The organism is Streptomyces chengmaiensis, from assembly GCF_029846775.1.
Classification (GTDB): domain Bacteria; phylum Actinomycetota; class Actinomycetes; order Streptomycetales; family Streptomycetaceae; genus Streptomyces; species Streptomyces chengmaiensis.
This window is the reverse complement of record NZ_JARWBG010000016.1, coordinates 1-25,268: the sequence shown is the minus strand read 5'-3', so window position 1 is coordinate 25,268 and position 25,268 is coordinate 1. Positions and strand designations below refer to the sequence as shown.

Sequence of the window (25,268 nt, the reverse complement as noted above, 5' to 3'; positions counted from 1 at the left end):
CGCCCTTGCCGGCCGGGCCGTGGCGCGGCATACAGCGGCCAGGGACGCAGAGCCCCGGTGACGCAGGCGCCAGGTTTCAGGGCGAGTGACGCAGAGGCGCATCCGCCCAGCCGAGGGGGTGCAGCCCGGCAGCCTCGTCGGGCGCGGAGGGCTCCCCGCCGGCCTCGGTGAACGCCTTCAGCGCGGCGACCATCGCGGACCGCTGCTCCGGCGCGAGCCGCTCCACGATGGCCGCGATCTCCCGACGCCTGCGGGCGGTCACGTCCTCGACGATGCGCCGCCCCTCGGGCGTCAGCCGCAGCACGGTCTCCCGGCGGTTGTCCTGGTTGATCTGCCGGTCGGCGAGACCGGCCGCGATGAGCCGGTCCATCATCCGCATCGCCGTCGACGGGTTGACGCCGAGCCGCTCGGCGAGCACCACCAGCTTGGCGGAGCCCTCCATGGAGAGCACCACCAGCAGGCGGAACTGCGGCAGCGTCACCCGGTCCTCCACCGCGGCGAGCGAGCGGGCGGAGACGGCGACCAGCAGGCGGGAGGCGGTCAGCACCGCCCGGGTCACGGCGTCCACGTCATCCGCACCGGCGGCGCCCTGCGCGTGTTCGGTCATTCCCTCTTTCTACCGCGCACGGGTGACGGAGCGCGCGCCCCTGTCCAGCTGCCGGGCGGCGCGGACAGGAGCTGTGCGGACGCACCCGGCCGGCAGTCGCCTCGGTGGCTCCGACGGCGGCGCCCGACCGCTTCTCGCTGATCGCGGCCGCCACGAGTAGCGCCCCCGGGCGTCCGCGGCCGTCCGCCCCTTCGGCCCAGCTGGCGCAGCAACCAGGCGCATATATGGATCAATAGCTAGAATTTCGGTCATGGGAGAGCGGTCTGTCGCGCCCGGCGCACCCGAGCTCGTCCTGGAAACGGACACGGGCGTCACGGTCATGACCCCCGGCCGGGATTACCACGTAGGACGCGACCCACTGAGCGACATCGTGCTCGACGACGCCCGGGTCTCATGGCACCACGCGGTGATCCGGCCCGTGGACGACCACTGGACGCTCCAGGACGAGGACAGCACCAACGGCACCTACACCGAGGGCCGGCGCGTCCGCGAGTGGGGTGTCGGCCCCGGCAGCGTCATCAGGTTCGGGAACCCCCAGGACGGACCGCGCGCCGTCCTCACGGCCCGCCAGCCGCCTCCGCCGCCCGCGCCCGAGCGGCCCTCCGCCGTGTCCGCGCCTTCCTCGACCGGCACCTTCCGGCAGCCCACGACGGTACGGCCGCTGCCGGTCCGCACCGTGCGCATCGGCCGCGCCGCGGACAACGACCTCGTCATCGACGATCTGGTCGTCTCCCGACGCCATGCCGAGCTACGTGCCCACCCGGACGGCAGCTACGAGATCGTCGACCTCGGCAGCCACAACGGCACCTATCTCAACGGGCAGCCCGTGGAGCGCGCTCCGGTCTCCCCCGGCGACATCGTGGGCGTCGGCCACAGCGCGTTCAGCCTCGTCGGCGATCAGCTACAGGAGTACGTGGACACCGGCGAGATCTCCCTGGAGGTGCAGGAGCTCGCCGTCGCGGTCGACCGCGGCCGCAAGGTGCTCCTCGACCATGTGTCCTTCCCGGTGGCCGAGCGGTGTCTGCTCGCCGTGGTCGGCCCGAGCGGCTCGGGCAAGTCCACCCTGCTCAACGCGCTGACCGGGCTGCGGCCCGCGGACCACGGCACCGTCCTGTACGACGGCCGCGACCTCTACCGCGACTACGCCGAGCTGCGCCAGCGCATCGGGCTGGTTCCGCAGGACGACATCCTGCACGCACAGCTGACCGTGCGCCGTGCCCTGGATTACGCGGCCGAGCTGCGGTTCCCCCAGGACACCGCGCGGGCCGAGCGCCGCGACCGGGTCGCCGAGGTGATGCGCGAGCTGGGCCTGGAACAACGCGCTGACCTGCCGATCCACCGGCTGTCCGGCGGGCAGCGCAAGCGGGTCAGCGTGGCGCTCGAACTGCTGACCAAGCCGTCGCTGCTCTTCCTCGACGAGCCCACATCCGGGCTCGACCCCGGCATGGACCGGTCCGTGATGCATATGCTCCGCACCCTGGCCGACGACGGGCGCACCGTCATCGTCGTCACCCACAGCGTGCTGAGCCTCGATGTGTGCGACCGGCTGCTGGTCCTCGCCCCCGGGGGCCGGATCGCCTACTACGGACCCCCGGACGACACCCTGCCGTTCTTCGGGTTCGGCCAGTGGCCCGAGGCGTTCGAGGCGTTCGAGGCGGACCAGGCGCGCGACTGGGCGGGGGAGTACCGGACCTCCCCGTTCCATCTGCGGTACGTCGCGAACTCCACGGCCCAGCCGCAGCTGCCCGAGGCGGCGGCCCCGCCCGCGGCCCCCGCGCCGCCGCCCCGGCCCCGTACCCGGCGCGCTCAGCTCGGCACGCTGGTACGCCGGTACGCGGCCGCCCTGAGCGCCGACCGCACCTTCCTGGCCATCATGATCGCGCTGCCGTTTGTGATGGGCGCGATGGCGCGGGCGCTGGCCGGCAGCGAGCTGACGCAGGAGACCGCGATGAACGCCCTGCTCATCCTGTGTGTGGGCGGGGTGCTGACGGGCGCGGCCAACGCCGTGCGGGAGCTGGTCAAGGAGCGGGCGATCTACCGGCGGGAGCGGGCCGTGGGGCTGTCCAGATCCGCGTACCTGCTGTCGAAGGTCGTGGTGCTCGGCACCGTGACCGTGCTGCAGGCGGTCGTGCTGACCCTGGTGGCACTGGCCGGCGTCGACCTCAACGCGCCGGGCGGCGAGGGTGTGCTGATGCCGCCGCTGCTGGAGATCACGCTGGCGGTGGCGCTGCTGTCGTTCACCGCCATGACGCTCGGGCTGCTGATCTCCGCGCTGGTGCGCAAGGAGGAGGTCACCATGCCGCTGCTGGTGCTCCTCGCGATCGTCCAGGTGGTGTTCTGCGGGGCGCTGCTGAGCGTGGACGGGGTGCCGGTGCTTCAGCAGCTGTCCTGGCTGGTTCCGGCACGGTGGGCGCTGGCGGCGATGGCCGGCACCGTCGACCTGGCCCGCATCGTCCCCGGCGAACGCACAGCGGATCCGCTGTTCGAGCACTCGGCAGGCGTCTGGCTGCTGGACATGGGGGTGCTGGCCGGACTCTCCGTGGCGTTCTGCTTCGTCGTGTCGAGGCTGCTGCGGCGGCAGGAACCGGCGATCATGCGGAAGTAGCGGAAGTGGGTGAAGCAGAGCAAAGGGGACCGGCGGACGGAGGGAGCATGGCGATGACGGTGCAGGACTTCCGCCCGACGCATGTGATCCCGCAGGGCGGGCTGCCGTCCTTCGAGATGCCGGACGTCTCCCGCACGTCCGCCCCGCTCGACCCGCTTCTGCCGGTGCAGCTCCTCGACCGGCGCGGCGACTGGGGGCAGGTCCTCTGCGCCAACGGCTGGTCGACGTGGGTCGACGCCAGGCTGCTGGTTTCCGTGCCGCGGGACCCCCCGCCGCCGGGCCTGCCGCTCGCCCGCACGGCGGATCCCCGGCCCCTCCTCGCGCGCGTCGAGGAGACGCTGCGGCAGTACCGCGGCGCGGTGCTGGACCTGGCGGAGGGGCGCACGGACGGGGAGGGGTTCCGGGGCCGTACACGGGGGCTGCGGGTGGGGGCGGTCGTGGACGGCGAGTCGGTCTGGCTGTACGACGCCGAGCATGAGCGCTGGGTCTACGGCGACGGGGCGGCCCTCACCGCCTTCGCCGCCTCCGAGCCGCCTGCCGCCGCGGAACCGGAGGCCCCGGGCGCCGGAGCTCCCGGTCCCGGCCCAGAAGCTCCCGGTCCCGGGCCAGAAGCAGCCGGTCCAGGCCCAGAAGCACCCGGTCCAGGACCGGAAACCCGGCCTTCCGGACCTGACGCCCGGGCTCCCGAGGCTCCCGCCCCCGCAGCTCCCGGCGAGAAAAGCGGCACGCCGGCCCGCTCCCCCGAGGGGCACGAGCCCACCCGGGTGGTGTCCCGTGACGGTCGGCCCGACGGCGGCGGATCGGAGTGAACGGCATGGCGCACGCCGCGGCCGGGCGGCCCTCGGACCTGGTGGGCCGCCGGATCGCCGGCTACCTCGTGGAACGCGAGATCGGCCGCGGGGGCATGGCCGTGGTCTACCGGGCCCGCGACCTGCGCCTCGACCGCGTCGTCGCGCTCAAACTGCTGGCGCCCGAACTGGCCCGCAACGACACCTTCCGCAAGCGGTTCACGCATGAGTCGCGGGTGGCCGCCGCGATCGACCATCCGCACATCGTCCCGGTCTTCGAGGCCGGGGAGACGGAGGGCATCCTCTACATCGCGATGCGGTACGTGTCCGGTCAGGATCTGCGCGCCCTGCTGGACCGCCAGGGGCCGCTGCCCGCCGCCACAGCGATCAGGATCGCCGCGCAGGTGGCCTCGGCGCTGGACGCCGCGCACGCGCACGACCTGGTGCACCGGGATGTGAAGCCGGGCAACATCCTGATCGCCGCCGGCACGGACCGCGACCATCCGGAGCATGTCTATCTGACCGACTTCGGGCTGACGAAGAAGTCCCTGTCGCTCACCGGCTTCACCACCGTGGGCCAGTTCGTGGGGACGCTGGACTATGTGGCGCCCGAGCAGATCTCCGGGCGGCCGGTGGACGGCCGCTGCGACGTCTACAGCCTGGGCTGTGTGGTGTACGAGACCCTGGCCGGGGTGCCGCCGTTCCAGCGGGACGACGATCTGGCGCTGCTGTGGGCCCATCAGTACGACCCGCCGCCGCCGTTGACCGGGCAGCGGTCCGATCTGCCCCGGGAGGTCGACGCGGTGCTGGAGCGCGCGCTCGCCAAGACGCCCGACGAGCGGTACGCGTCGTGCCTGGAGTTCGCCGGTGAGCTGCGCGCCGCGGTGGTCCGCGCCGCACCGGCCGGCGGTCAGGAGGGGCACCCGCCGACCCGGGTGGACGTCCATGCCGGCGGTGGGCCGGAGGGGGCGGCGGTGAGTCCGCCGCCGGGGCCGCCGCGGTGGGCGCGGCCGGTGTTCGGCCCGGACGCGGCCTGACCCTCGCCTTCGCGAGGCTCCGCCCCGGGCCCTGCTCTCTCCGGGGCTCCGCCCCAGAGGGCTCCGCCCCGGAAGGGCGCGCCTCGATCGCGGGCGAGGCTTGATCGGTCCTCAGCGGCGCGCGGGCGCCTCGCCGCGGCGGTGGACCGGCCGGGCGAGCAGGCCGCCGAGGAAGCCGGCGACCAACCCCCACGCCGCCGCGAGCCCGAGCGCGGTCCACAGCCGGGGGCGCAGGATCACCTCGCCGCCGAGTGCGCCTCCGAGGTCCCCGATGCCCAGCAGCGACAGGCCGTAGTGCGCTGAGACGCGGGCGATCAGACAGATCGTCAGCACGGTGAGGACCAGGGCGACGGCCAGATGCACGGCGTGCTGCCACAGCCGCATCCGCGCGGGTGAGCGGACGGCCATCACCACGGCCGCGGCGAGCAGCAGCACCGCGGCGGCGGGGATCAGCCACCAGACGCGGCCGTCGTATTCGGCGAGCGTGCCGACGTTGAGCTCGGACAGCTCGGGGGTCTCGGTGCGCAGCACCTGGTCCAGCACCTCCGGCATGGGCAGTCCGAACGGACCCTCCACCCGGCCCTCCCAGGTCGCGCCGAGTCCCAGCGTAAAGCTCAGCCACACCAGGTTCGGCAGCCCCAGCAGGATCACGGCGAACGTCTCGGCCGTGTGGCCGCGGGTCGCGGCCACGACGAAGCCGGTGATCAGCCCGGCGGCCACACAGGCGAGGAGCAGCACGACCATGGCGAAGGCGGCCGGGCGCACGGTCTCTTGAAAGCGCACCAGGCGGGCCGGGAGCGGGGCTCTGCGGGAGACGAGCAGGGCGAGGGCCAGCACGCCCGCCAGCCAGAGCAGCCCGTAGACGAGAGTGAGGGCGTACGACGCGCGGAATCCGACCGTGGGGGTCACGTCGAAGAGGTCCGTGATCCCGGTCGGGTCGTCTACGGGGATCACGAAGGTGTACCGGGCGGCGGCGCACAGCCCGATGAGGGCGAGGACCCACAGTGCGGCGAGCCGCGCCGCCCATGAGGCGAGTTCGGCGGCGCCCGCGACCGCCCGGTGCCGCAGTGGCCGGAGAAAGCCGGCCGCGACGACCAGGGCGCCGACGAGGGTGACGGAGAGCGGCAGCGCGGTGAGGTCCGCCCGGGTCTCGGCGATGGCTCCGGCCTCCCCGGCGAATGCGACGTCGCCGCCGACGGCCATCACGAGGACGGCGGCGACGACCCGCCAGAAGGCGTTGCCCGGAAGGTCCGTCGCGCCCGCCGCCCACAGCCCGAGGCCTGCGGTGACGCCCATCGCGACCAGCCCTGCGAGCACTGCGGCGAGCGCCTGCGGCCAGCCGTGGGCGGCACGGCCGGCGCCGCTGCGGTCCCGGGTCTGCTGCGCGCTCACGCTGCCACGCTATGCAGCGGCGGACGGTTGCGCCTGTCGGGCTGGGCCGACCGCGTCAGCTTGCGGGGTCCGTGACGGACAGGCACACAATAGGCAGACACATAAGAAGTCTTATGTTTCCTCTTATGCACTGTTTCATCCAGCCTGTTCGGCACTGCCACGTCGGGAGAAGAGGCCCGTGAGTTCCCAGCCGCCGTCATCCGACCGTCCCACCGGTCCCCCGTCAGGCCCTCTCTCGGGCCCCTCCCAGGAAGGGCCCACACAGCAGAGCCCCACGCCTCCGCCGGCCTCGACGCCGCCTGAGCCGCCCGGCGGGCCGGGCGAGGGCGGACCCGGCGGAGGCGGGGGCGGGGGCGAGGGCGGGGGCGAGGGCGGCGGTCCTGCCGGGGGCCCCGGAAAGGGGCCGGGGCGTCCCTGGTGGCGGTCCGTTCCGATCGTGGCGGGCATCGCGGCTGCCGTGGTGGTGGCGGCGGTGCTGGCCGTCGTCCTCTCAGCCGGGGGCGGCGACGCGGAGGACGAGGTGTTCCTGCAGGCGGCCGGCTCGACCGGCCCCGACCCGTTCACCGAGTCCTCGGCCGAGGCGTCCCCGTCCGCTCCCCCGCCGCCCTCGCCCGCCTCTCCGGAGGAGGACGACGGCCGGGTGACGCGTACGGTGGACGGCTCGGAGCCCGGCCTGTACGGCGGGACGCGCAATGTGCCCAGCTGCGATGTGGAGCAGCAGATCCGGTATCTGACGGACCAACCGGACAAGAACCAGGCGTTCGCTTCGGTGCTGGACATCCAGCCGGACGCCGTCCCCGACTATCTGCGCTCGCTCACCCCCGTACAGCTGCGGGCGGACACCCGGGTGACCAACCACGGCTACAAGGACGGCGAGGCCACCAGCTATCAGGCGGTGCTCCAAGCGGGCACCGCAGTCCTGGTCGACGACCGCGGGGTGCCCCGGGTGCGGTGCGCCTGCGGCAACCCGCTGACCCCGCCGCAGGCGCTGCAGGGCTCCGTGCAGCGCAGGGGTGACTCCTGGCCCGGGTACAGCCCGTCGAACACCGTGGCGGTCACGCCGTCGACGACGGTGGTGAACGTCTTCATCCTCTTCGACTTCGAGAACGGCGAGTGGTTCGCCCGCGACAAGGGCGACACGGGCGAGAAGGACAGGCCGACCACACCGCCGTCTCCGGACGAGTCCCCCTCTCCGACCGATTCGCCGACCTCCCCGACGCCGACGGACTCGCCTACCGGATCGCCGACCGAGACACCGGCCACCGAGACGCCGGGGACCGAGACGCCGGCGACCGAGACGCCCGTCGAACCCACCGAGGACGTCGGCCCGACGGACGGGACCGGCACGTACGGGCCCCCGGCGGCGTCGCCCGACGGCGCGGCACGCACCTCTGCGGCCTCGTACGGCCTGCCCGTCCCGCCGAGCGTCTGAGCACCCCGCGAGGAGTGCGGCGATCGGCCGTCGAGCGGGTGCGGCGCATCGCGGCCCGTCGCGCCCACGCGGCGGAGCCGCATGTCCGCACGGCCCTGCGCCTCTTCGGAGTGCCGCCGAGGCACGCGGGACGTCACCGGACCCGCTCAGCCGGGCGACTCCTGCGGCTCGCCTTCGGCGGTCCGGGGTTCGAGGGGGCTGGTCGCCGGGCCCTGGAGCACCGTGCCGTCGACGGCGAAGCGAGAGCCGTGGCAGGGGCACTCCCAGGTGCGTTCCAGGTCGTTGAACTGCACCAGACAGCCCTCGTGGGTGCAGCGTGCGGAGACGGCCGAGGCCCGGCCCGTCTCGTCGCGGTAGACGGCGCAGCGCCTGCGGCCGGCGCCGAGGCGCACGATCTCGCCGGTGCCGGGCGGCACCGCGTCGGCCGACTCGACGTGCCCGGCGCGCAGCCGGTCGCCCGCGTAGTGGCGCGCGACGGCCTTCTGGAACCGGGCGATCTGTGCCGTCTCCCGTATGTGCGGCAGTCTGCGCGGGTCGAACAGCTCGGTCCAGGCGGGGCGGGGCCGGCCCGCGACATGGGCGGCGATCAGCTTCCCGGCCGCCACGCCGTTGCTCATGCCCCAGCCGCCGAAGCCCGTGGCCACGTAGACGTGCTGGGTGCCGGGGTGGATGTGGCCGACGTACGGCAGATGGTCGCTGGAGTCGTTGTCCTGCGCCGCCCAGCGGTAGACGCGCTCCGCGTCGGCGAAGCCCGGCAGGCGTCCGCTCGCCCAGGCGTCGAGGCGGGCCAGCCGCGCCTGCACACCGCCCTCGCCGGGTTCGAAGGACTCACCGGTGACGATCAGCAGCCGCCGCCGGTCGTCGTAAGGGGCGCTGCGCAGTGAGCGGACCCGGTCCTCGGGGCTGAAGTACATGCCCGTGGGGGCCTCGGACGCGGGGACGGGCGCGGCGATGACCAGTTCCCTGCGGGGCTTGAGGCGGGTGCCCAGCAGGGAGCGGTCGAAGGCCGGATAGCCGACGGCGACGACCGCGTCGCGGGCCTCCACGTGCGCCCCGCCGCCGGTGGTGAGCCGGCATCGGCGGCCGTCGTGAAGGGCGGTGACGCGGGTCCGTTCATGGATGCGGGCGCCCTCCTCGGCGGTCCGCTCGGCCAGGGCGAGCAGAAACGCCCGCGGATGGAACTGGAGCTGGCCTTCCGTGCGCACGGCCGCCGCGACGGGGAACGGCAGTTCGGTCTCGGCGGTGAGGGTGACGTCGAGCCCGGCCTTCGCGGCCGCCTCCGCCTCGGCGGCGATCTGCCGCTCGCGCTCCCGGTCCACGGCGAACGTGTGGGCGGGGACGCGCTCCAGCTGTGCGTCGATGTGGAGCCGCCGGCACAGCGCGGCGGTGTGGTCGAGCGCGTCCTCCTGCGCCAGGGCGTACAGCTCGCCGGGCCCTGGTCCGTGCTCGGCTTCGATGCGGGAGTAGGCGAGGCCGTGCAGCGAGGTCAGCTTGGCCGTGGTGTGCCCGCTGACGCCGGAGGCGATGCGGTCCGCCTCCAGGACGACGACGTCCAGACCGGCGCCGGTCAGCTCCCAGGCCGTGCACAGCCCGGCGATGCCCGCGCCGATCACGGCGACGTCCGCGGTGGTGTCCGCGGAGAGCGGCGGATACTCCGTCGTGGGGGTGTCGGTCATCCAGTACGACGTGTCGAGTACGTGCCGTTCCTCCGCCATATCATGCAGTTTTCCCGTTCTCCGCGGCGGATAACGGGGGCGTCCCGGCGGCGGCCCCGGGAGAGTGTCACCGGGCGGTGGTCAGTCGTGCGGGACGACGGCGACCGGGCAGGGGGCCAGATGCAGGGCGGCGTGGGCCACCGATCCGATGCGGCCGCCGACGGGTGAGCGGCGGACCCGCCGGCCCACGACGGCGAGCCGGGCTCCGGCGCAGGCCGTGAGGAGCACCTCGGCCGCGCTGCCCATCTCGACGTGCTCGACCGTGGGAACCTCGGGGAAGCGCTTGCGCCAGGGGGCCAGCGCCTCGGCCAGTCTGCGCCGCTCCAGCGCCACCAGGCCGCCGGCCTCGTCGGCGGCGCGCAGCGCGTCGGCGCCGAGGCCGAGGACCGGCGGCAGCGCCCAGGCCCGTACGGCCCGTACGGTCGCGCCGCGGGCCGCAGCGGTCTCGAAGGCGAAGCGCAGCACGGAGGCGCTGTCCTCCGGCGTTCCCTGCTGTCCCACGGTGACCGGCCCGCCCGCCGGCAGGCCCGGCTCGTCCGGGGGGCCGCTCTGGCCCGCGCGGACGGCGACGACGGGGCGTTTCGCCGAGGCGATCACCTGCTGCCCGTACGAGCCGACCAGGAAGCCGACGAGCGCGCCGTGGCCGCGGGAGCCGATCACCAGCATCTCGGACTCCTCGGCCGCCGCGAGCAGCGCGGCGACGGCCGTGTCGGAGACCACCCGGGCGGAGACGGAGAGCTCGGGCCGGCGGGCCCGCACCCGGGTCTCCGCGTCGGTGACGACGCCCTGGGCCCACCGGGCCTGGGCATCCCGGTCCTGGGCGATCGGCAGGTCCAGCGGCTGCCAGAGCCAGGCGTGCAGCAGGCGCAGCGGCAGCCCGCGGCGCGCTGCCTCGTCGGCGGCCCAGTCGGCCGCGTCCAGGCTCTCGTCGGATCCGTCGACCCCCGCGGTGATCGGGCGCGCCATCTGTGCCTCCGTCGCATGGCTCGGCCGGCTGTTCCGGGATCTCAGCCGTTCCAGGATTTCAGCTCCTGGCGTCGTCCGCCCGTCCGCCGCAGGCCTGCGCCGCGCCGCAGGTGGCCAGGGAGCACCAGCGGCGCCGGCCTCCGGTGTCGAGGAACAGCCAGCCCGGCCTTGTTCCCGGCGTTCTCCGTGTCGTCGTCGGCGCACTCGCGGCCGTCGTCCTGGGTTCCGCCCCGGCGGCCGCAGGCCCGGCGGCCGCCGGGGCGGCCGCGGGCGGGTGGGAGCCCGCGCCGTCCGCGCCGTGGGACGTCCCCGCAGGAGCGCGCTGCGACTTCCCGGTCCACGGCGAGCCCGTTGTGGACGAGGTCGAGCGACTGGTGCTGGCCAGGCACCCGGACGGGTCGCCGAAGCATGTCGCCTACCGGGGCGAGCTCGTCGTCCGGGTGGTGAACGCCGATACGGGAGCGTCCTACGACGCGGACGCGAGCGGCACGGCCGTCGTCGAACACCGCGCGGACGGCTCGCAGTCGTGGACGGTTTTCGGCCCGGTGCTGGTAGGCGTCGGCGAAGGCGGCGGCAATCTCGCCCGCGGGCTGTACCTCGTCGACGGGGTCTTCATGCTTGAGATCAGCCGGACCGGATACAAGACGGTGACCATGGTGTACGGCGATCGGGACGATCTCTGCGCCCGGATCGACTGACCCGGAGCGGCTGTTTCCGGCCTGTCCCGGTGTGTGCGGGGGCGGGCGCACGGCAGACTTCCCCTGCTGCCGAGGCGCCCGTCCCCGCTTCCCCGCGTCCCCCGTTCCCCGTCGCGGTCTTCGCAAGCCCCGTCCGTCCCCGCCTCCGCGAACGCCGCGCCGGGCGCAGCAATCGAGCCACTTTGCCTCGCCGTAGCCCGAACGGCGAGGCGCGGCGCGCCGGTGCGGTGTACTGATGTCGATGACGCTAGCGGGCGCGGCCGGAAGGCTGTACCGCCAGTTCAGGGGGGTTGCATCGAGGGGGTGCAGCAGGCAGGTCGCTTCAGGGGAGTGGGGCATGCGTCGCCGAGGAGGCGTGCGGTGAAGCTGGGCTCGGGACTTCAGCGGGCTCAGGCGTTTCTGATCGTGGCCACGGCCTTGTACCGGGCGAGCCATCTGATGGTGGGACTGGTCGCCGTGGTGCAGCACCACCGGCACCGCCCGGTGTCCTGGGCGGTGCTCGCCGCGGCGGTGGCGTGCAGTGTGCTCGTCTACGGCACGGCTCGCGCCCGCGGTTGGTTCAACGGCAGGACGGTCTGGGCCGACGTCCTGGTGACCGGCTGCGCACTGCCGTTCGCGGCCTATCTGTGGGGCGGCGCGCACGAGGCCCCCGCCATCGCCTGGGTGATGGTGCTCGGCGGATCGTCGTCCGCGCCGGCCGCGGTGGTGCTGGACCGGGCGCAGGCCGTACTGGCGGTGGCGCTCGTCGCGGTGACGCACGCGCTGGGGTACAGCCTGGTCGGCGCGGCCATGGCGGTGACCGCCGGGCATCTCAACTCGGTCGTCTCGTCGGCGGTTCTGGGGTGGGTCTTCTGGTGGTACCTGCGGCGGCAGGGCACGCTGCTGGACACCGCGAACGAGAAGGCCAAGGAGGCGGAGGCGCAGCGCGCCCGGTACGCGGAGCGCATCGTGCACCACCGGGCGCTGCACGACACGGTGTTGGCCACCCTGACGGCGATCGCGGGCGGCGGGGTGGACGCCAACTCCGAGCAGGTGCGGTCCCGCTGCGCCCGCGAGGCGGCCTATCTGCGCCGGCTGATCCAGCAGTCGGCGGACGCGGACGCCTATCCGGAGGCGGGTGCGGCGCTGGAGGAGGCGGTGCGGGCGGCCGAGTGCCTGGGGCTTTCGGTGAGCGCGCAGTACGGGGAGGTGCCGTCGGTTCCCCCGGAGGTTGCCGCCGAGGTGGCGGCGGCGGTCACCGAGGCGCTGAACAACGTGCTGCGCCACGCGGGCACCGGCCGGGCGTATCTCACGGCGACCGGGCGGGACGGCCGGCTGGTGGTGACCGTGGTGGACCGCGGGAAGGGCTTTGACCCGGAGCTCGTCGCGGGCGGTCTGGGGCTGCGGAGTTCGGTGCACGAGCGGATGCGGGGCATCGGCGGCGCGGCCGAGGTGGAGAGCGTCCCCGGTGAGGGGGCCCGGGTGGAACTGAGCTGGCCGGCGTGATCACGATCGCGGTGGTCGATGACGACCGCATGCTGCTGGAGGGGCTGCGGTCCTGGATGCGGGATGTGCCGGGGGTGCGGCTGGCGGCCGCCGCGGCCACGGTGGACGAACTGCTCGGGCAGCACACGGCGGGTGCGGGCGGCGCCGAGGCGGGCGGCGCCGGTGCGAGGGGCGCCGGTGCTGGGGGCGCCGGTGCTGCCCGCGCTGCTGCGGACGGCGCGGGCACGGCGGACGCGGCTGCGGACGGGGAAGGCGACGGCGACGCCTTCGACGTCGTACTGCTGGATCTGGTGCTGCGGGACGGCTCGCAGCCGCCGGAGAACATCCGCCGGCTGCGGGCGGCGGGCAGCCGGGTGCTGATCATCAGCACGGTGGCCGACCGCGGCCGGATCGTCGCGGCGATCGCGGCCGGGGCCGACGGCTATCTCACCAAGGACCACGATCTGGATACCCTGGTGACAGCCCTTCAGGACGTGGCCGCGGGGCGCTCGGCGCACTCCCCCGAGCTGGCCTTCGCTCTGGCCCACGATCAGCGCCCCGACCGCCCGCGGCTGTCGCCGAAGGAGCTCCAGGTGCTGCTCGACTACGCGTCCGGCCTGACGCTCAAGTCGACGGCCCGGCGTGCGGGGATCACCGCGAACACGGCCAAGTACTACCTGGATCGGGTCAAGGACAAGTACCAGCAGGCGGGCCGCCCGGCCTATACGAAGATCGACCTCGCGCTGCGCGTCCGGGAGGACGGCCTGGACGCCTCCTGAGGGCCCGCGTCCGGCCGGGACCGCGCGGCGACGGATGCCGCCCGACGCGTTGTCAGTGCCTGCGGCTAGCTTGCTCTCGTATGTCGCCCGGACGGCTGTTTCCGGCCGGGCGCGTGCGGCCGCTCTGCGCGGCCGCACGGTGTGCAGTCGCAGTGTGTGTGGAGGGAAGGACAGCGCGTGGGCTGGGTGTCGGCTTCAGACGGCTATGAAATCTCCCTGGTGGGCGGTCGGGTGACGGCCCGGTCGGCGTCCGGGCGGGTGCTGAAGACACTGCCGAAGGCGGTGCGCCGGCATCCCGGGACCGAGCGGCTGCGGCGGCTGTCCGAGTGGCTGGAACGGCACGCCGCCGACTGCCGGGCCCGGGTGGACTCCTGGATGATGTCCTCGCTCCCGGTGCCCACGGCCCTGCTGGTCCGCGTCTGGCCCGACGAGGCATGGCAGTCGGTGCTGCGCGACCTGGTCGTGGTCGGCTGCGACGAGGAGACGGGCTTCCTGCGCGACGTCACCGACGGCGGGGAACTGCGCCTGGTGGACCTGGACGGGGAGACCGTCCGCATCTCCCCGCGGACCGTCCGCCTGCCGCACCCGGTGCTGCTGCCCGATCTTCAGGAGCTGCGGGAGTTCGCGGCCGAACTGGGCGTCACCCAGGGCGTGGAGCAGATCCACCGCGCCACCTGGCTCAAGCCCGACGACGCGGCGGGGCAGACGACGGAGCAGAAGCGGTACGCGGGGGCGGCGTACCCCTCCCGGTTCGCCCTGACCGCCCGCGCGGCCTCGCTGGGATACCGGGTCTCCGGCGCCCATGCCACCTGCCCGGTGACGGAAGGGGGCCGCACTGCCGTGGCGACGGTGTGGACGGGCGAGCCGTACTACGACGACTACGAGCCGGAGACGGGGCCGGTCGAGTGGCAGGACGCCGAGGGGTACCGGCTGCGCCCTGGGGACGTCGGCCCCATCGCCTGGTCGGAGGGCATGCGCATGGCCGCGGCGCTGTACGCGGGCCGCACCGTCGAGGAAGGAAGCAACCGATGAGCCAGACGCTCGAGACCGGCGGGACCGGCGGGACCGGCGGGACGGAGCCGCAGACCTCGGCGGAGGAGCTGCTCGCGGCGGGCGCCGTGCTGCCTGCCGGCGAGGCGGCGGGCGAGCGCGCCGTCCCGCTGACCGCACGCGGCTACCGGCACCCTGCGCTGGCCGAGCGGGTGGTCGTGCGGCTGGTCCCGGAGGAACTGGGCGAGGCGGAGGACCTGGCCGCCGGCTACCTCGGTCTGGAGCGGGACGGCGAGGCGGCCGAGGTGGGCGTCGGGCTGCGCCGCCCGCTCGGCTTCCCCGAGTGGGTGCTGGTCCACCACCCCGAGGACGGGCGCGACGCGCTGGACCTGGTTCCGGAGCTGGAGCGGCTGGCCCAGCAGGCCGGTTCCAAGCCGAAGCTCGCCCTCAAGGCGTGTCAGGAGCTCGCCGGGAGGCTCGACTCCGCCAAGCCGCATATGCTGCCCGTCTTCTGCGAGCAGGCCGGACGGATCTTCCTCTCCGTGGACCAGCCCGGTTACGCGGCACAGCTGTTCGCACGGGCCCGGCAGGCGGAGGCCGCCCATGGACTGCCCGTCGACGAGGAGCGGCTCGACTCCGTCTTCCTGGAGTTCGCCGTCGCCGGGGCGATCCCGGTCAAGGCCCTTGCCGGGTATGCGAGGGAGCTGTCGGCGCGGGTGGAGGCCGGGGAGGCGCTGCGACGCTTCATCCGGCTGTGCGTGCGGCGCACCGCGCACGGCATGACGCCGTCGCCGACGATGAGCGTCGAACTGCGGCGGCTGGCCAAGGCGGCGGGCGAGGACCCGCAGCAGGCTGAGCGGGCGTTCACGGCGGACCTGTTCGCGCTGCCCGCCACGCTCCGGGCGGCGGCCGGCTGGTGGAAGAAGCACCGCAAGGCGCTGGCGCAGCTGGGCCGCGAGGACGCCACGGTCCGCCGCCGGCTCCTCGATGTGACGCCGGAGGGCGACGATCCCGAGCTGCCCGGGGTGTGGCTGGACATCCTCCAGGAGTCCGGGGCCGCCGCCGCTCTGCACGACCCGGCGCGGCCCGAGGCGGAGCGGCCGGCGGACGACAGCGCGGGGTGGCTGAAGCGCTTCCTCGACTTCCGCGGCTACGGCTACCGGGTGGGCCCGGCGCCCGCCCTGCACGCCCTGCTGGAGCGGATGGCCGAGCGGCTGCTCTCGGAGACGGCGGCCGCGGGGCGGCCGCTGGACGTGCCGGACGACATCGATGTGCTGGATCTGCTGCTGTCGCTCGGCGTGCCGGTCGCGGACCCCGGCGACGGCCGGCTGGCGCTCGGCACCTGGGCGCGCGGCGGGGAGCGGCGCGATCTGCTCGCGCTGGCGGCGGACCCGCGCTTCCGCCCGGCCTTCCGGCGCAGCGCGAACCACCACGCGTCCGACGGGACGGCGCTGCGGACACTGGCCGCCTCCCCCGGCGGGCGGCCGATGCTGGCCGAGTGGGTGGCCGAGGTCGCCGACCGCCCCACGGCCGTCGGGCTGCCGGAGCTTCCTGAGGCGCTGGGCACCCTCACGGGTCTGCCGGGCGAAGTGCTGGCGCTGGCCGAGCGGGAGGTGCGCGGCGTCCTCGGAGCGGACCTGGCCCCGCTCCTCGCCCGCACCCTGCGCGCCGGGATCTTCGACGAACTGGGCTGGCCCGTCTGGGACGAGGCGGTCGCGGACCTGGCGGCCCGCGAGCACGTCGAGAGCCTGTACGTCGCCGACGCCTGGCCGTATCTGATCGTCGCAGGGAAAACGCAGGCGAGGGTCCTCGACGCGGACTCCGCCGTCCTCACGCACGATCTGCGCATCCCCGCCGAGGACCTGCCGCGGAGCGCACCCGGCTGCCACTATGCGGACGGCTCGCTGCTCGTCTACTGGAACTCGCAGGCGCACGACGGCGAGTTGCGCGGCTACTGGCACACCGACGCGGGCCGGCTGCTGCGTCTCGAAGGGCCCGACCGGCGGCGGGGGGCGTCGATGACGTGGTACCGCTGCACCTCCGAGAGCTCCACCCTGCCGCTGCCCGGAGGCGGGCGGACCACGGGGGCGGGGACGCTGCGGTGCGGGGACACTGCGGTGCCCGAGGAGATGCCGCTGATCAGCGACGGCGAGTCGTACTGGGTCTGGCAGGGGCAGGGCGCTTCCCACGGCATGGGCTGGTACACATGGGATCCGCTGAACGAGGAGACGGGCGACCGGGGTGCGCCGCAGTTCCTGGACATGGCCGCGGACCGCCCCCACCGCTCGCACTGGCTGCTGCCGGCCGGCGAGCGCCCTGAAGGGCTGGTCGGCTGGCGGTCCGTCAAGCTGACGGACGGCTCCTGGTACGGCGAGGACGCCTCCGGACGCTCCGTCACCGTTCCGGCCGCCGCGGGACGTCCCGGAGCCGCGCTGGTCTTCCCGGGCGACGACCGGCCGCGGGCGGTGCTGATCGACTCCTACCGCGTCCGACTGGTCGGGCCGGACGGCCGGATCAGCGCCGTGGCCGACACCGACGAGGCGCCGGGCGACTTCGCGGCGGGCACGGCGCTGCTGCCGCCGCCGCGCCACTGGCACCGGTTGCGTCCCCGCGACCCCCACGGGTCGGCGGCGCTGCGCGCCATCGGCCGGGAGACCGCCGCGGAGCTGCTGAAGGCCGGGGCCGCTGCCGCGGCGAAGGACGGCGAGGGCTCCGGCTCGGACGACGCCCTCCTCGCCTCGGTCGGCGCGCTGCTGCCCCAGATCGGCCACCCGGCGCTGGCAGCGGGTGTGGCGGGCGTCGTCCGCTGTGCGGCCCGGCAGCAGCGGGTTCTGGAGAAGACCTCCGCCCGCCTGGAGGCGGCGCTGAACAAGCGCCCGGAGAAGCTCGCGGGCCCCTCGGACCAGGAGGTGTGCAACGCGCTCGACGGACTGGGGATATGCGGCTGCTACGGCCCCTCGGCGCACCGGGGGGACCATGGCGTCGCCGGGTTCCTGCACACGGTCCTCGCGCCCGGGCATGCGGAGGCCGCGCCGCAGGGGGCCACCCATCGCGACGGTCCCCCGCTGCCGTACAGCCGGCTCCCGCTTCCGAAGCTGCTGCAGTGGACCGAGGCCGTGGCCTGCCGTGCGCTGACGGCCGTCACCCCGGACGAGCAGCGGCGGCCGCTGGGAGAACTGCTGGAGCTGGCGGCGGCGGCCGGGATCGGCGCGGCGGGCGGCTCACCGCAGTGGCGACGGCTCACCCTCGGCCTCGGCGAGGGGGCTGGGGGCGAGCGGATCACCGCGCCGCAGGACGGCGCCCGCCGGCTGCCGCTGGGCGACGGGGCCGTCCTCGCGGTGCTCGGCGAGTCCGTCGGCTTCGGGGACGTGCAGTGCACCGTGCTGTGCCACGATCCGTCCGGCCGGTTCCCGATACCCGCCGCATACGAGGTGCGCGGCTCGGAGCCGCTCGGCCCGGGGTGGCGGGAGCACGGGCTGGAGGCCTTTCTGAAGCTGCTGGCCGAGCGGGGTCCCGCGCCCTGGTTCCCCGCGGCGGCCGACGAGTTCGCCCGTCTCACCGGAGTCACCCGGACCACGGCCCGCCTGGTCGTCGCCGGTCTGCCCGGAGTGGACGTCCCGGGGCGGGACTTCCTGCCCCGGGAGGTGCGCACCGTGCTGGACGTGTCGGTCGGCGAGGCCGCCTTCGCACGCGAGGAACTGCGCGGGCTGACCGGCGGTGTGCGGCGCGGGCTCGTCGCCGCCCTGCTGCCGGAGCAGCCGGAACGGCTGTGGACGCACGGACCCGACGCCGCGGCGGCCGCGGCCGTGTGGAACGCCGAGGTGGGCCGCAGGGCGGCGGTTCCGGAGGGGCTGCTGATGGAGGCCACGCGCGCGGTGCGCTCCGACTGGGAGCCCCGCACCGCCCTCCCGGCACTGCTCGACCCGGCCGCCGAGCCCCGGCTGAGCCGCGATCTGACATGGACCGTCCGTCGTGACCGCGCGGTTCCCGAGGAGGACCGGGCCGTCGGATTCACCGCCGGCACGCTGACCGGAGCCGTCGAGCTGACCGCATGGCTGGCGCACCGGCTGCCCGCCGGGGATCCGGTGCGCGCAGCTCTGCCCGCGGCGCTCGTCGCCGTACGGGACCGGCTGGCCCACCCGGGGCTGCTGCTGGACCTGGGCCGGTATGTGGACCTCGACGGCTTCCGCGCGGCGGCGGGCGCGCCCACCGAGGTCACCGACACCCATGAGCGGTACGGAGCGGTGCTCATGGGCACGCAGGACAGCCTTCCGTGTCCGGCTATCCGGCCGTCGCTGCTGAGCGGGGCGGGTGACGACCCGTATCTGCGGGCGCTGCGCAGCGAGCCGGAGCGGTGTTTCCCGGTGGAGGCGGCGCTGGAGCTGGCCCGCTCCGAGCGGTTCGCGCAGCTGCTGGCCGACCCGGGCGACCCGGCGGACGGCGAGCGCGGCAAGGACGGCTGCTGGTGGCCGCAGGACCCCTCGCGGTCCGTGCCGGAGCTGGTGGCCGAGGCGGCCGCGGAGTGCGGTCTCGGCCGGGACGCCGCCGCCCTGTATCTGATGCTGCTGGCCATGCCCGACCCCACCGACCGCAACACCGCGCGGTGGACGGGCTGGAAGCCGGGCAGGCTGAAGGCGGCACGGGCCGAACTGTCCGGTTCCGGGCGGGCCGTGGAGGCGACGCGCGCACGGGCCGGGCGCTCGCTGTTCCTGCCCGGCGGCTGGCTGGAGCCGGGCTCCGCGCACCTTCCGCTGGAGCAGTGGAAGGTGCCGCTGTACGAGCATGTGACCGATGCCGGACCGGTGCTGAGCGTGCTGGTCCCCACCCGTCCCGCCGCCGGTCTGTACCGCGCGGCCTGGGGCCGGGTCGCGGGCGGCGACGTACCGCGCCTCGGGGAGCTCGCGCCGGTGCGTGCCCGGCGCCGCCGCTGAGATGCGGGCCGGGGGCGGGACCCGCCCGCCCCCGGCCCGCCGGCACCGCGTCCCTTACGCCTTCGCTCTCTCCGTCTCCCCTCTTCCCTTGTGTTCCCGTCCTGTTCCCGCCCTGTTCCCGTCCGTCGCGTTCTTCCGACCGTGCCCTCTTCGAAGGATCGATCCCGTATGACGTCGCAGCCCATCGCGGCACCCGCCCCCGCCGTCTCCTCCCCCAGCCGTCAGGTGCTCCCGGCCGAGGAGCGGTACGCGGCCGAACTCACCTTCCTCGCCGCCCAGGACGCCGGCCCGCGGCCGCCCGGCTGGCTGCTGACCCCGCGTGCGGCGGTCACTTTCATCTGCGGCAGCGACGGGGTCGCCCTGGAGCTGCCGGAGGACGCACGCGGCGGGGACCTGCCGGACCGGCTGGCGGTCGCGCCGAAGTTCATCTCGGAACGGGCCCTGGTCGAGCGCTGTGTGGTGACGCTGGCCGGTGAGCGGGGACTGATGCTGGTCGGCGAGCCGGGAACGGCCAAGTCGATGCTCTCCGAGCTGCTCGCCGCGGCGGTCTGCGGCACCAGCGCGCTCACCGTCCAGGGCACCGCGGGCACGACGGAGGACGCCTTCCGCTACGGCTGGAACTACGCCATGCTGCTCGCTCAGGGCCCCACGCGTGAGGCGCTCGTGGACTCCCCGGTGCTCACCGCGATGCGCACCGGAAAGGCAGCCCGGCTGGAAGAGATCACCCGCTGTCTCCCCGAGGTGCAGGACGCGCTGGTCTCCCTGCTGTCCGACCGGCGGCTCAGCGTCCCGGAGCTGGCCGGGACGGAGGACGGACTGGTCGCAGCCGTCCCCGGCTTCACCGTGATCGCCACCGCGAACCTGCGCGACCGCGGTGTCTCGGAGATGTCCGCGGCCCTCAAGCGGCGCTTCAACTTCGAGACCGTGCAGCCGATCTCCGACGCCGAGGCGGAGGTCGCCCTGGTGCGCCGTCAGGCCACGGCAGCCGTGGAGCGGTCCGGTGCGTCGTTCGGCGTCGCGGACCGTGTTCTCCGGGTGCTGGTCACGGTCTTCCGGGAACTCCGGGAGGGGCGCTCCGCCGAAGGCTGGGACGTGGAGCGGCCGGGGACGGTGATGTCCACCGCGGAAGCGGTTCAGGTGGCCGCCTCGCTCGGTGTGTCGGCGGCCTATCTGCCGGACGGCGACGTCCTCGACCTGGTGCCCGGCCATCTGCTGGGCGTGGTCCGCAAGGACGACCCGGCCGACCGCACCCGGCTGCTCGGGTACTGGGACGGGCCGGTCCGCCGCCGCGCCGAGGACGGCGACGCCGTCTGGCGTCGGCTCTGGGACCTGCGGGAGGACCTGCGATGACGGCGGTTCAGGAGGCGGGGCCCGATGCGGCGCTGACACGCCTGGCCGAGTGCCGGGAGCCGTATCTGATCGGGGTCCGCCACCACAGCCCGGCTCTGGCCGCGGCGGTGCCCGCGCTGCTGGACGCCGCCGGCGCCGACGTGGTGTGCGTGGAGCTGCCGTCCGACTTCGAGGCGTGGCTGCCGTATCTGACGGACCCCGCGACCGTGGCTCCGGTGGCCCTGGCGGGGGCGCGCGGCGACGGCGGTCTGGGCTTCTACCCCTTCGCCGACTTCTCCCCCGAACTGGCCGCGCTGCGCTGGGCGCGGGACCGCGGGGCCGAGGTGCGCTGCTGTGATCTGCCGCTGTCCGAGTGGGACGGGCACGGCGGTCCGGACAGCGGGTCTGCTGACAGCCGGTCTGATGACGACCGGTCTGATGACGGCGGGTCTGATGACGGTGCGGCGGCCGAGTCGCGAGGGCCCGCGTTCTCCGCGGCGCTGGAGGCCTCCGCCAGCGGCCGGGACGGCGACGATCTGTGGGACCGCGCGGTGGAGGCGCACGCCCCCGGCAGCTCCCCCGAGGAGGTGCGCCGCGCCGCCCTCGCCATGGGCTGGGCGCTGCGGACGGACGCCGCGGGCGCGGGCGGCGTGCCTTCCGTGGACCTCGCCCGTGAGGCCCGGATGCGCCGGACGGTGGCCGCGGCGGGCGCGGCGGGCCGCCGGGTGGCGGCGGTGGTCGGGGCCTTCCACGCCCCGGCGCTGCTGCCCGGGCGGGACGTCCGCACGGCTCCGGGTGAAGCCGCCGGGCCTTCCCCGGACGGCGTGGCAGGGGAGGGCGTCCGCGGGACGCGGGGCACACCCGCCGACGGCGCCCTGCCCGGCGGCGACGTCCCCGGGGCGGGCGGGCCCGTGCCGCCCGGCACCTCGCTGGTGCCGTACGCCTTCGCGTTGCTGGACTCGCGGTCCGGATATCCCGCCGGAATCCGGGACCCCCGCTGGCAGCAGGAGCTGCTGGCGGCCGGCGGCGACCCCGTGCGGGTCGTGGACGCGGCGGCCTCGGTCATCACGGGCGTCTGCCGGGAGCTGCGCTCCGCGGGGCACCCGGCGGGTTCCGGCGAGGCTGCCGAGACGCTCCGCGTCGCCGCCGACCTGGCGCGGCTGCGCGGAATGCCCGCGCCGGGCCGGGGCGAGCTGGTGGAGGCGGTGACATCCGTACTGGGGCAGGGCGACCCACTGGGCCGGGGCCGCGCGGTGGCCGGCGCGCTGGAGACGGTGATGGTCGGGGCCGTCCGGGGCCGGGTCGCACCAAACGCCCCCCGCTCCGGGCTCGGCCCTTCGGTCGAGGCCGAGTTGGCGGAGCTGCGGCTGCCGGGCCCGCACGAGCCGGGGCGGCGGGACGTCCGGCTGGACCCGCTGCGCTCCGGGCTCGACCGGCGTCGGGAGGTCCTGCTGCACCGGCTGCGGGTCTGCGGCGCGGGCTACGGCGACCCGGGCGAGGTGGCCGGGACGGGGGACGGCGCCGCGCTCAGCACGCGGTGGAGCGTGGCCTGGACGCCCTCGGTCGCAGCCCGTCTCGATCTCGCGGGGGTGCGGGGCGTCACTGCCCGGCAGGCCGCGGCCGGAACGCTGCGCACGGCGTTCCGGCAGCAGGCCGCCGAAGGCGGGGCGAGCTGTGCCCAGGTGCTGGACGGTCTGCGCAGGGCCGCTCGGTGCGACCTTCCGGAGCTGGTGGGAGACCGGCTGGCCGAGGCCGCGGCGACGCTGCCGTCCGCCGCGGGCCTGCCGGAGCTGCTGGAGGCGCTCGATCTGCTGCAGGCCCTGCGCCGGGAGCATCTGCCCGGCACGGACGAGGCGTCCCGGACGGAGGCCGCCGCGCTGGCCGACGTCCTGCTGGAGGCGGCCGTACGGGTGCTCCCCGGCCTCGCGGGCAGCGACCGGCCCGAGGATGCGGCGGCGCTGACGTCGCTCGCCGCGCGCGCCGCGGAGGAACGCCTGGGGCTGGGGCTCGACGAGGCCCTCGCCGCTCTGGCGCGGACCGCGTCCCCGCTGATGCAGGGGGCGGCGCTGGCGGCCCGGGTGCTGCTCGGCCTGGAGAGCCCCGCCGCGCTCGGCCTCCGGGCCGCCGGCTGGACGGACGCCGCCGGCTGCCCGGAGGGGCGTCGGAGGCTGACCGGGCTGCTTGCCGGCGTGCTCACCGCCGCGGGCCCGCTGCTGCGTGCGGCCCCGGCCTGTCTGGAGCCGCTGCTCACACGGGTCGAGACGCTCGGCGACCGGGGGTTCCTCGACCGGCTGCCGGCACTGCGGGCCGGTTTCGACACCCTCACCCCGGCCGGTCGCGAACGGCTGCTTGAGACCGTGGCCGAGAGGCTCGGGGAGCGTCCCGACACGGCGCTGGCCGCCCCGCCCGAGCTGCTCGCGCGATGGGCGGCGGCGGACGCCGCCGGGCTGGCGGCCCTGCATTCCCTGCCGATCGCCTTCCAAGCGCCCGGCACGCCCGGCTCGGGGGACGCGGCAGCCGCGCCCGTCGCCGAGGACGGCCCGGGCGGGGCGGCCCCCCACGTCACACCAGACGCGCCCGTCGCAGCGTCCGCCCGCATCGGCCCCGGCGGCGGTGAGACCACCGCCGCACCGGCCATGCCGGAAACCGCAGCCGTCCACGACGACCCCGCGGGCAAAGGGGCCGCCGCCGCACCGGCCGCGCCGTCGGCCGCGAGCCCGTCCAAGGGCCTGGAGTTCGACGGCATGCCGCACGCCGGCGCGCCTCGCATCGACCCGGCCGACCGCTGGCGGCTGCTGCTCGGCCGCCAGTCCGACCGGTTGCCGACCGGGGTGCGGCGCTATGCGCAGGCCCTCGACGAGCTCTACGGCGCCGGCCGCGGCGAGGGGGCCGACGATGTGACGGCCGGGACGGGCGGCGGCCGGGAGGCGTCGTTCCCCGGCGTCCGGGAGTGGTCGGGCGAACTCCGGGCGCTGTTCGGCCCGCAGGTGCGCGAGGAGGTGCTGGCGCAGGCAGTCGACGCCGGACGCACCGATGTGCTGGCGGAGCTGGACCCGCACGCCGTACGCCCGTCGATGGGCCTGCTCACCTCGGTGCTGAAGCTGGCGGGCGGGCTTCCGGAGCAGCAGCTCGCCCGGCTGCGCCCGCTGGTGCGGCGGCTGGTGGAGGAGCTTGCGCGGGAACTGTCCACCCGGTTGCGTCCGGCGCTGTTCGGGCTGGGCACACCGCGCCCCACCCGCCGCCCCGGAGGGGCGCTCGATCTCGCTCGGACGCTGCACGCCAACATCGTCCACGCCCGGCGGCTGGACGACGGCCGCACGGTCGTCGTGCCCGAGCGTCCCGTCTTCCGCACCCGTGCACGCCAGGAGGCGGACTGGCGGCTGATCCTGGCGGTGGACGTCTCCGGCTCGATGGAGGCGTCGGTCGTCTGGTCGGCCCTGACCGCCGCGGTGCTGGGCGGCGTTCCGGCTCTCTCCACGCACTTCCTGGCCTTCTCCACCGAAGTCGTCGACCTCAGCGGCCGGATCGACGACCCGCTCTCGCTGCTGCTGGAGGTACGCGTCGGCGGCGGCACGCACATCGCGGCGGGGCTGGCGCACGCCCGCACCCTGGTGACCGCCCCCAGCCGGACTCTGGTGGTCGTGGTGAGCGACTTCGAGGAGGGCGGCCCCGTCGGCGAACTGCTCGGGCAGGTCCGGGCCCTGGCCGCCTCGGGGGTCCAACTGCTGGGCTGCGCCGCGCTCGACGACGACGGCACGCCCCGCTACTCCGTGCCGGTCGCCCGGCAGCTCGTCGCAGCCGGCATGCCCGTGGCCGCGCTCAGTCCCGACGCCCTGGCCCGCTGGGTGGGCGAACGCCTCAGAGGAGAAACCCGTTGACGCCCGCAACCGACGCCGTCCCCTCGCTGCCGCCGGTCGCGCCCGAGGTCGGCGCCGAAGCCGCCGAGCAGCTCACGTCCCGGCTGCGCGGCCGGCTGGACTCGGCGGTCGAGCGCCTGCGCCGCGCCCCCGTCAGCGCCTCGGGCGGGGTCTGGCGGGTCGCCTGCGGCGAGGACGCCGACGTCACGCTGGAGCCCGGCCCGTCGGGCGTGGTGAGCGAGGCGGGACAGGCGCGGTGCAGTTGTCTGCTCGCCCCGCGCTGTCTGCACCGTGCGGCGGTGCTGCACCTGTGCCCGGTCGCCGCGTCGCCCTCGGGCGGGCCGGAGCGGCGGCTGTCCGCGTCTCCTGGAGCCGCGTCCTCCGCCTCCGGAACGACCCGAGCCGGCATCCCGGGCGAACCGGATGACGCCGCCTCGACGGGCACGGCCGGCACGCCCGTTACGGTCGGCGCGACGGAGCCTCCGTCCCACACCGCGGCCGGGGTCGCCCCGCCGGACGCAGCGGCCCCCGGGGAGCCCGCCGTCCCGGCCGATGCCGCCGGCCTCGTCGCCGCGGCGAACGACGCCGGGGCCGCTCGCCCCGCCCGGCGCCAGGACTCCCCGCCCGCACCCGGGGCCTCCACCACCCCGCCCGACGCGCCCGACAACGCCACCGGCG

Annotated in this window: 15 protein-coding genes and 1 pseudogene; 12 read left to right on the top strand and 4 right to left on the bottom strand. The window is 75.4% G+C overall.

The features are described 5' to 3' along the window. Positions 1 to 76 precede the first annotated feature (76 nt). A complete protein-coding gene (locus tag QCN29_RS15645; protein ID WP_279928662.1) occupies positions 77 to 607 on the bottom strand; it encodes a MarR family winged helix-turn-helix transcriptional regulator in 531 nt (176 codons plus the stop codon). Between the two features lie 250 nt (positions 608 to 857). Between QCN29_RS15645 and QCN29_RS15640 the strand changes: the two genes are divergently transcribed. Genes QCN29_RS15640 through QCN29_RS15630 form a run of 3 tightly spaced genes read left to right on the top strand, consistent with a single transcriptional unit; the run spans position 858 to position 5,037 of the window. After that, the gene (locus QCN29_RS15640; protein WP_279928661.1) at positions 858 to 3,212 is read left to right on the top strand and encodes an FHA domain-containing protein; all 2,355 of its coding nucleotides are present in this window, start codon (positions 858 to 860) and stop codon (positions 3,210 to 3,212) included. A gap of 53 nt (positions 3,213 to 3,265) precedes the next feature. After that, entirely contained in the window at positions 3,266 to 4,021 is a 756-nt protein-coding gene (locus tag QCN29_RS15635; protein ID WP_279928660.1) for a hypothetical protein, read from the top strand. A 5-nt stretch (positions 4,022 to 4,026) separates the two neighbouring features. Then, on the top strand, positions 4,027 to 5,037 hold the full coding sequence (locus QCN29_RS15630; RefSeq protein WP_279928658.1) for a serine/threonine-protein kinase: 1,011 nt from the start codon (positions 4,027 to 4,029) through the stop codon (positions 5,035 to 5,037). A gap of 111 nt (positions 5,038 to 5,148) precedes the next feature. On the opposite strand, the gene QCN29_RS15625 is transcribed toward QCN29_RS15630, so the two are convergent. Then, a complete protein-coding gene (locus QCN29_RS15625) occupies positions 5,149 to 6,429 on the bottom strand; it encodes a streptophobe family protein (protein ID WP_279928657.1) in 1,281 nt (426 codons plus the stop codon). A gap of 178 nt (positions 6,430 to 6,607) precedes the next feature. On the opposite strand from QCN29_RS15625, the gene QCN29_RS15620 reads away from it, so the two are divergent. Beyond that, the gene (locus QCN29_RS15620) at positions 6,608 to 7,861 is read left to right on the top strand and encodes a DUF6777 domain-containing protein (protein WP_279928655.1); all 1,254 of its coding nucleotides are present in this window, start codon (positions 6,608 to 6,610) and stop codon (positions 7,859 to 7,861) included. Between the two features lie 146 nt (positions 7,862 to 8,007). On the opposite strand, the gene QCN29_RS15615 is transcribed toward QCN29_RS15620, so the two are convergent. Together QCN29_RS15615 and QCN29_RS15610 are read right to left on the bottom strand one after the other, a co-directional pair. Then, complete coding sequence (locus QCN29_RS15615; protein WP_279928654.1) at positions 8,008 to 9,576, bottom strand: FAD-dependent oxidoreductase; 1,569 nt, start codon at positions 9,574 to 9,576, stop codon at positions 8,008 to 8,010. Positions 9,577 to 9,657: 81 nt separating this feature from the next. Further along, positions 9,658 to 10,542, bottom strand: coding sequence for a universal stress protein (locus QCN29_RS15610; RefSeq protein ID WP_279928653.1), 885 nt, complete (start codon positions 10,540 to 10,542; stop codon positions 9,658 to 9,660). 143 nt (positions 10,543 to 10,685) lie between these two features. Between QCN29_RS15610 and QCN29_RS15605 the strand changes: the two genes are divergently transcribed. The 8 genes and pseudogenes from QCN29_RS15605 to QCN29_RS15570 form a co-directional block, all read left to right on the top strand. Continuing rightward, on the top strand, positions 10,686 to 11,240 hold the full coding sequence (locus QCN29_RS15605; RefSeq protein ID WP_279928651.1) for a hypothetical protein: 555 nt from the start codon (positions 10,686 to 10,688) through the stop codon (positions 11,238 to 11,240). 360 nt (positions 11,241 to 11,600) lie between these two features. Continuing rightward, entirely contained in the window at positions 11,601 to 12,725 is a 1,125-nt protein-coding gene (locus tag QCN29_RS15600) for a sensor histidine kinase (protein WP_279928650.1), read from the top strand. Next, positions 12,722 to 13,483, top strand: coding sequence for a response regulator transcription factor (locus tag QCN29_RS15595; protein ID WP_279928648.1), 762 nt, complete (start codon positions 12,722 to 12,724; stop codon positions 13,481 to 13,483). Before QCN29_RS15600 ends, QCN29_RS15595 begins: the two co-directional genes overlap by 4 nt. Positions 13,484 to 13,660: 177 nt before the next feature. Then, the gene (locus QCN29_RS15590; protein ID WP_279928645.1) at positions 13,661 to 14,515 is read left to right on the top strand and encodes a DUF4132 domain-containing protein; all 855 of its coding nucleotides are present in this window, start codon (positions 13,661 to 13,663) and stop codon (positions 14,513 to 14,515) included. Beyond that, on the top strand, positions 14,512 to 19,404 hold the full coding sequence (locus QCN29_RS15585) for a DNA-binding protein (RefSeq protein WP_279928644.1): 4,893 nt from the start codon (positions 14,512 to 14,514) through the stop codon (positions 19,402 to 19,404). The genes QCN29_RS15590 and QCN29_RS15585 overlap by 4 nt, the downstream gene beginning before the upstream one ends. Positions 19,405 to 19,572: 168 nt before the next feature. After that, the gene (locus QCN29_RS15580) at positions 19,573 to 20,754 is read left to right on the top strand and encodes an ATP-binding protein (protein WP_279928642.1); all 1,182 of its coding nucleotides are present in this window, start codon (positions 19,573 to 19,575) and stop codon (positions 20,752 to 20,754) included. Continuing rightward, the gene (locus tag QCN29_RS15575; protein WP_279928640.1) at positions 20,751 to 24,611 is read left to right on the top strand and encodes a DUF5682 family protein; all 3,861 of its coding nucleotides are present in this window, start codon (positions 20,751 to 20,753) and stop codon (positions 24,609 to 24,611) included. Before QCN29_RS15580 ends, QCN29_RS15575 begins: the two co-directional genes overlap by 4 nt. Further along, a pseudogene (locus tag QCN29_RS15570) lies at positions 24,608 to 25,268 on the top strand (SWIM zinc finger family protein); the annotation flags it as partial. The gene QCN29_RS15575 and the pseudogene QCN29_RS15570, both read left to right, overlap by 4 nt.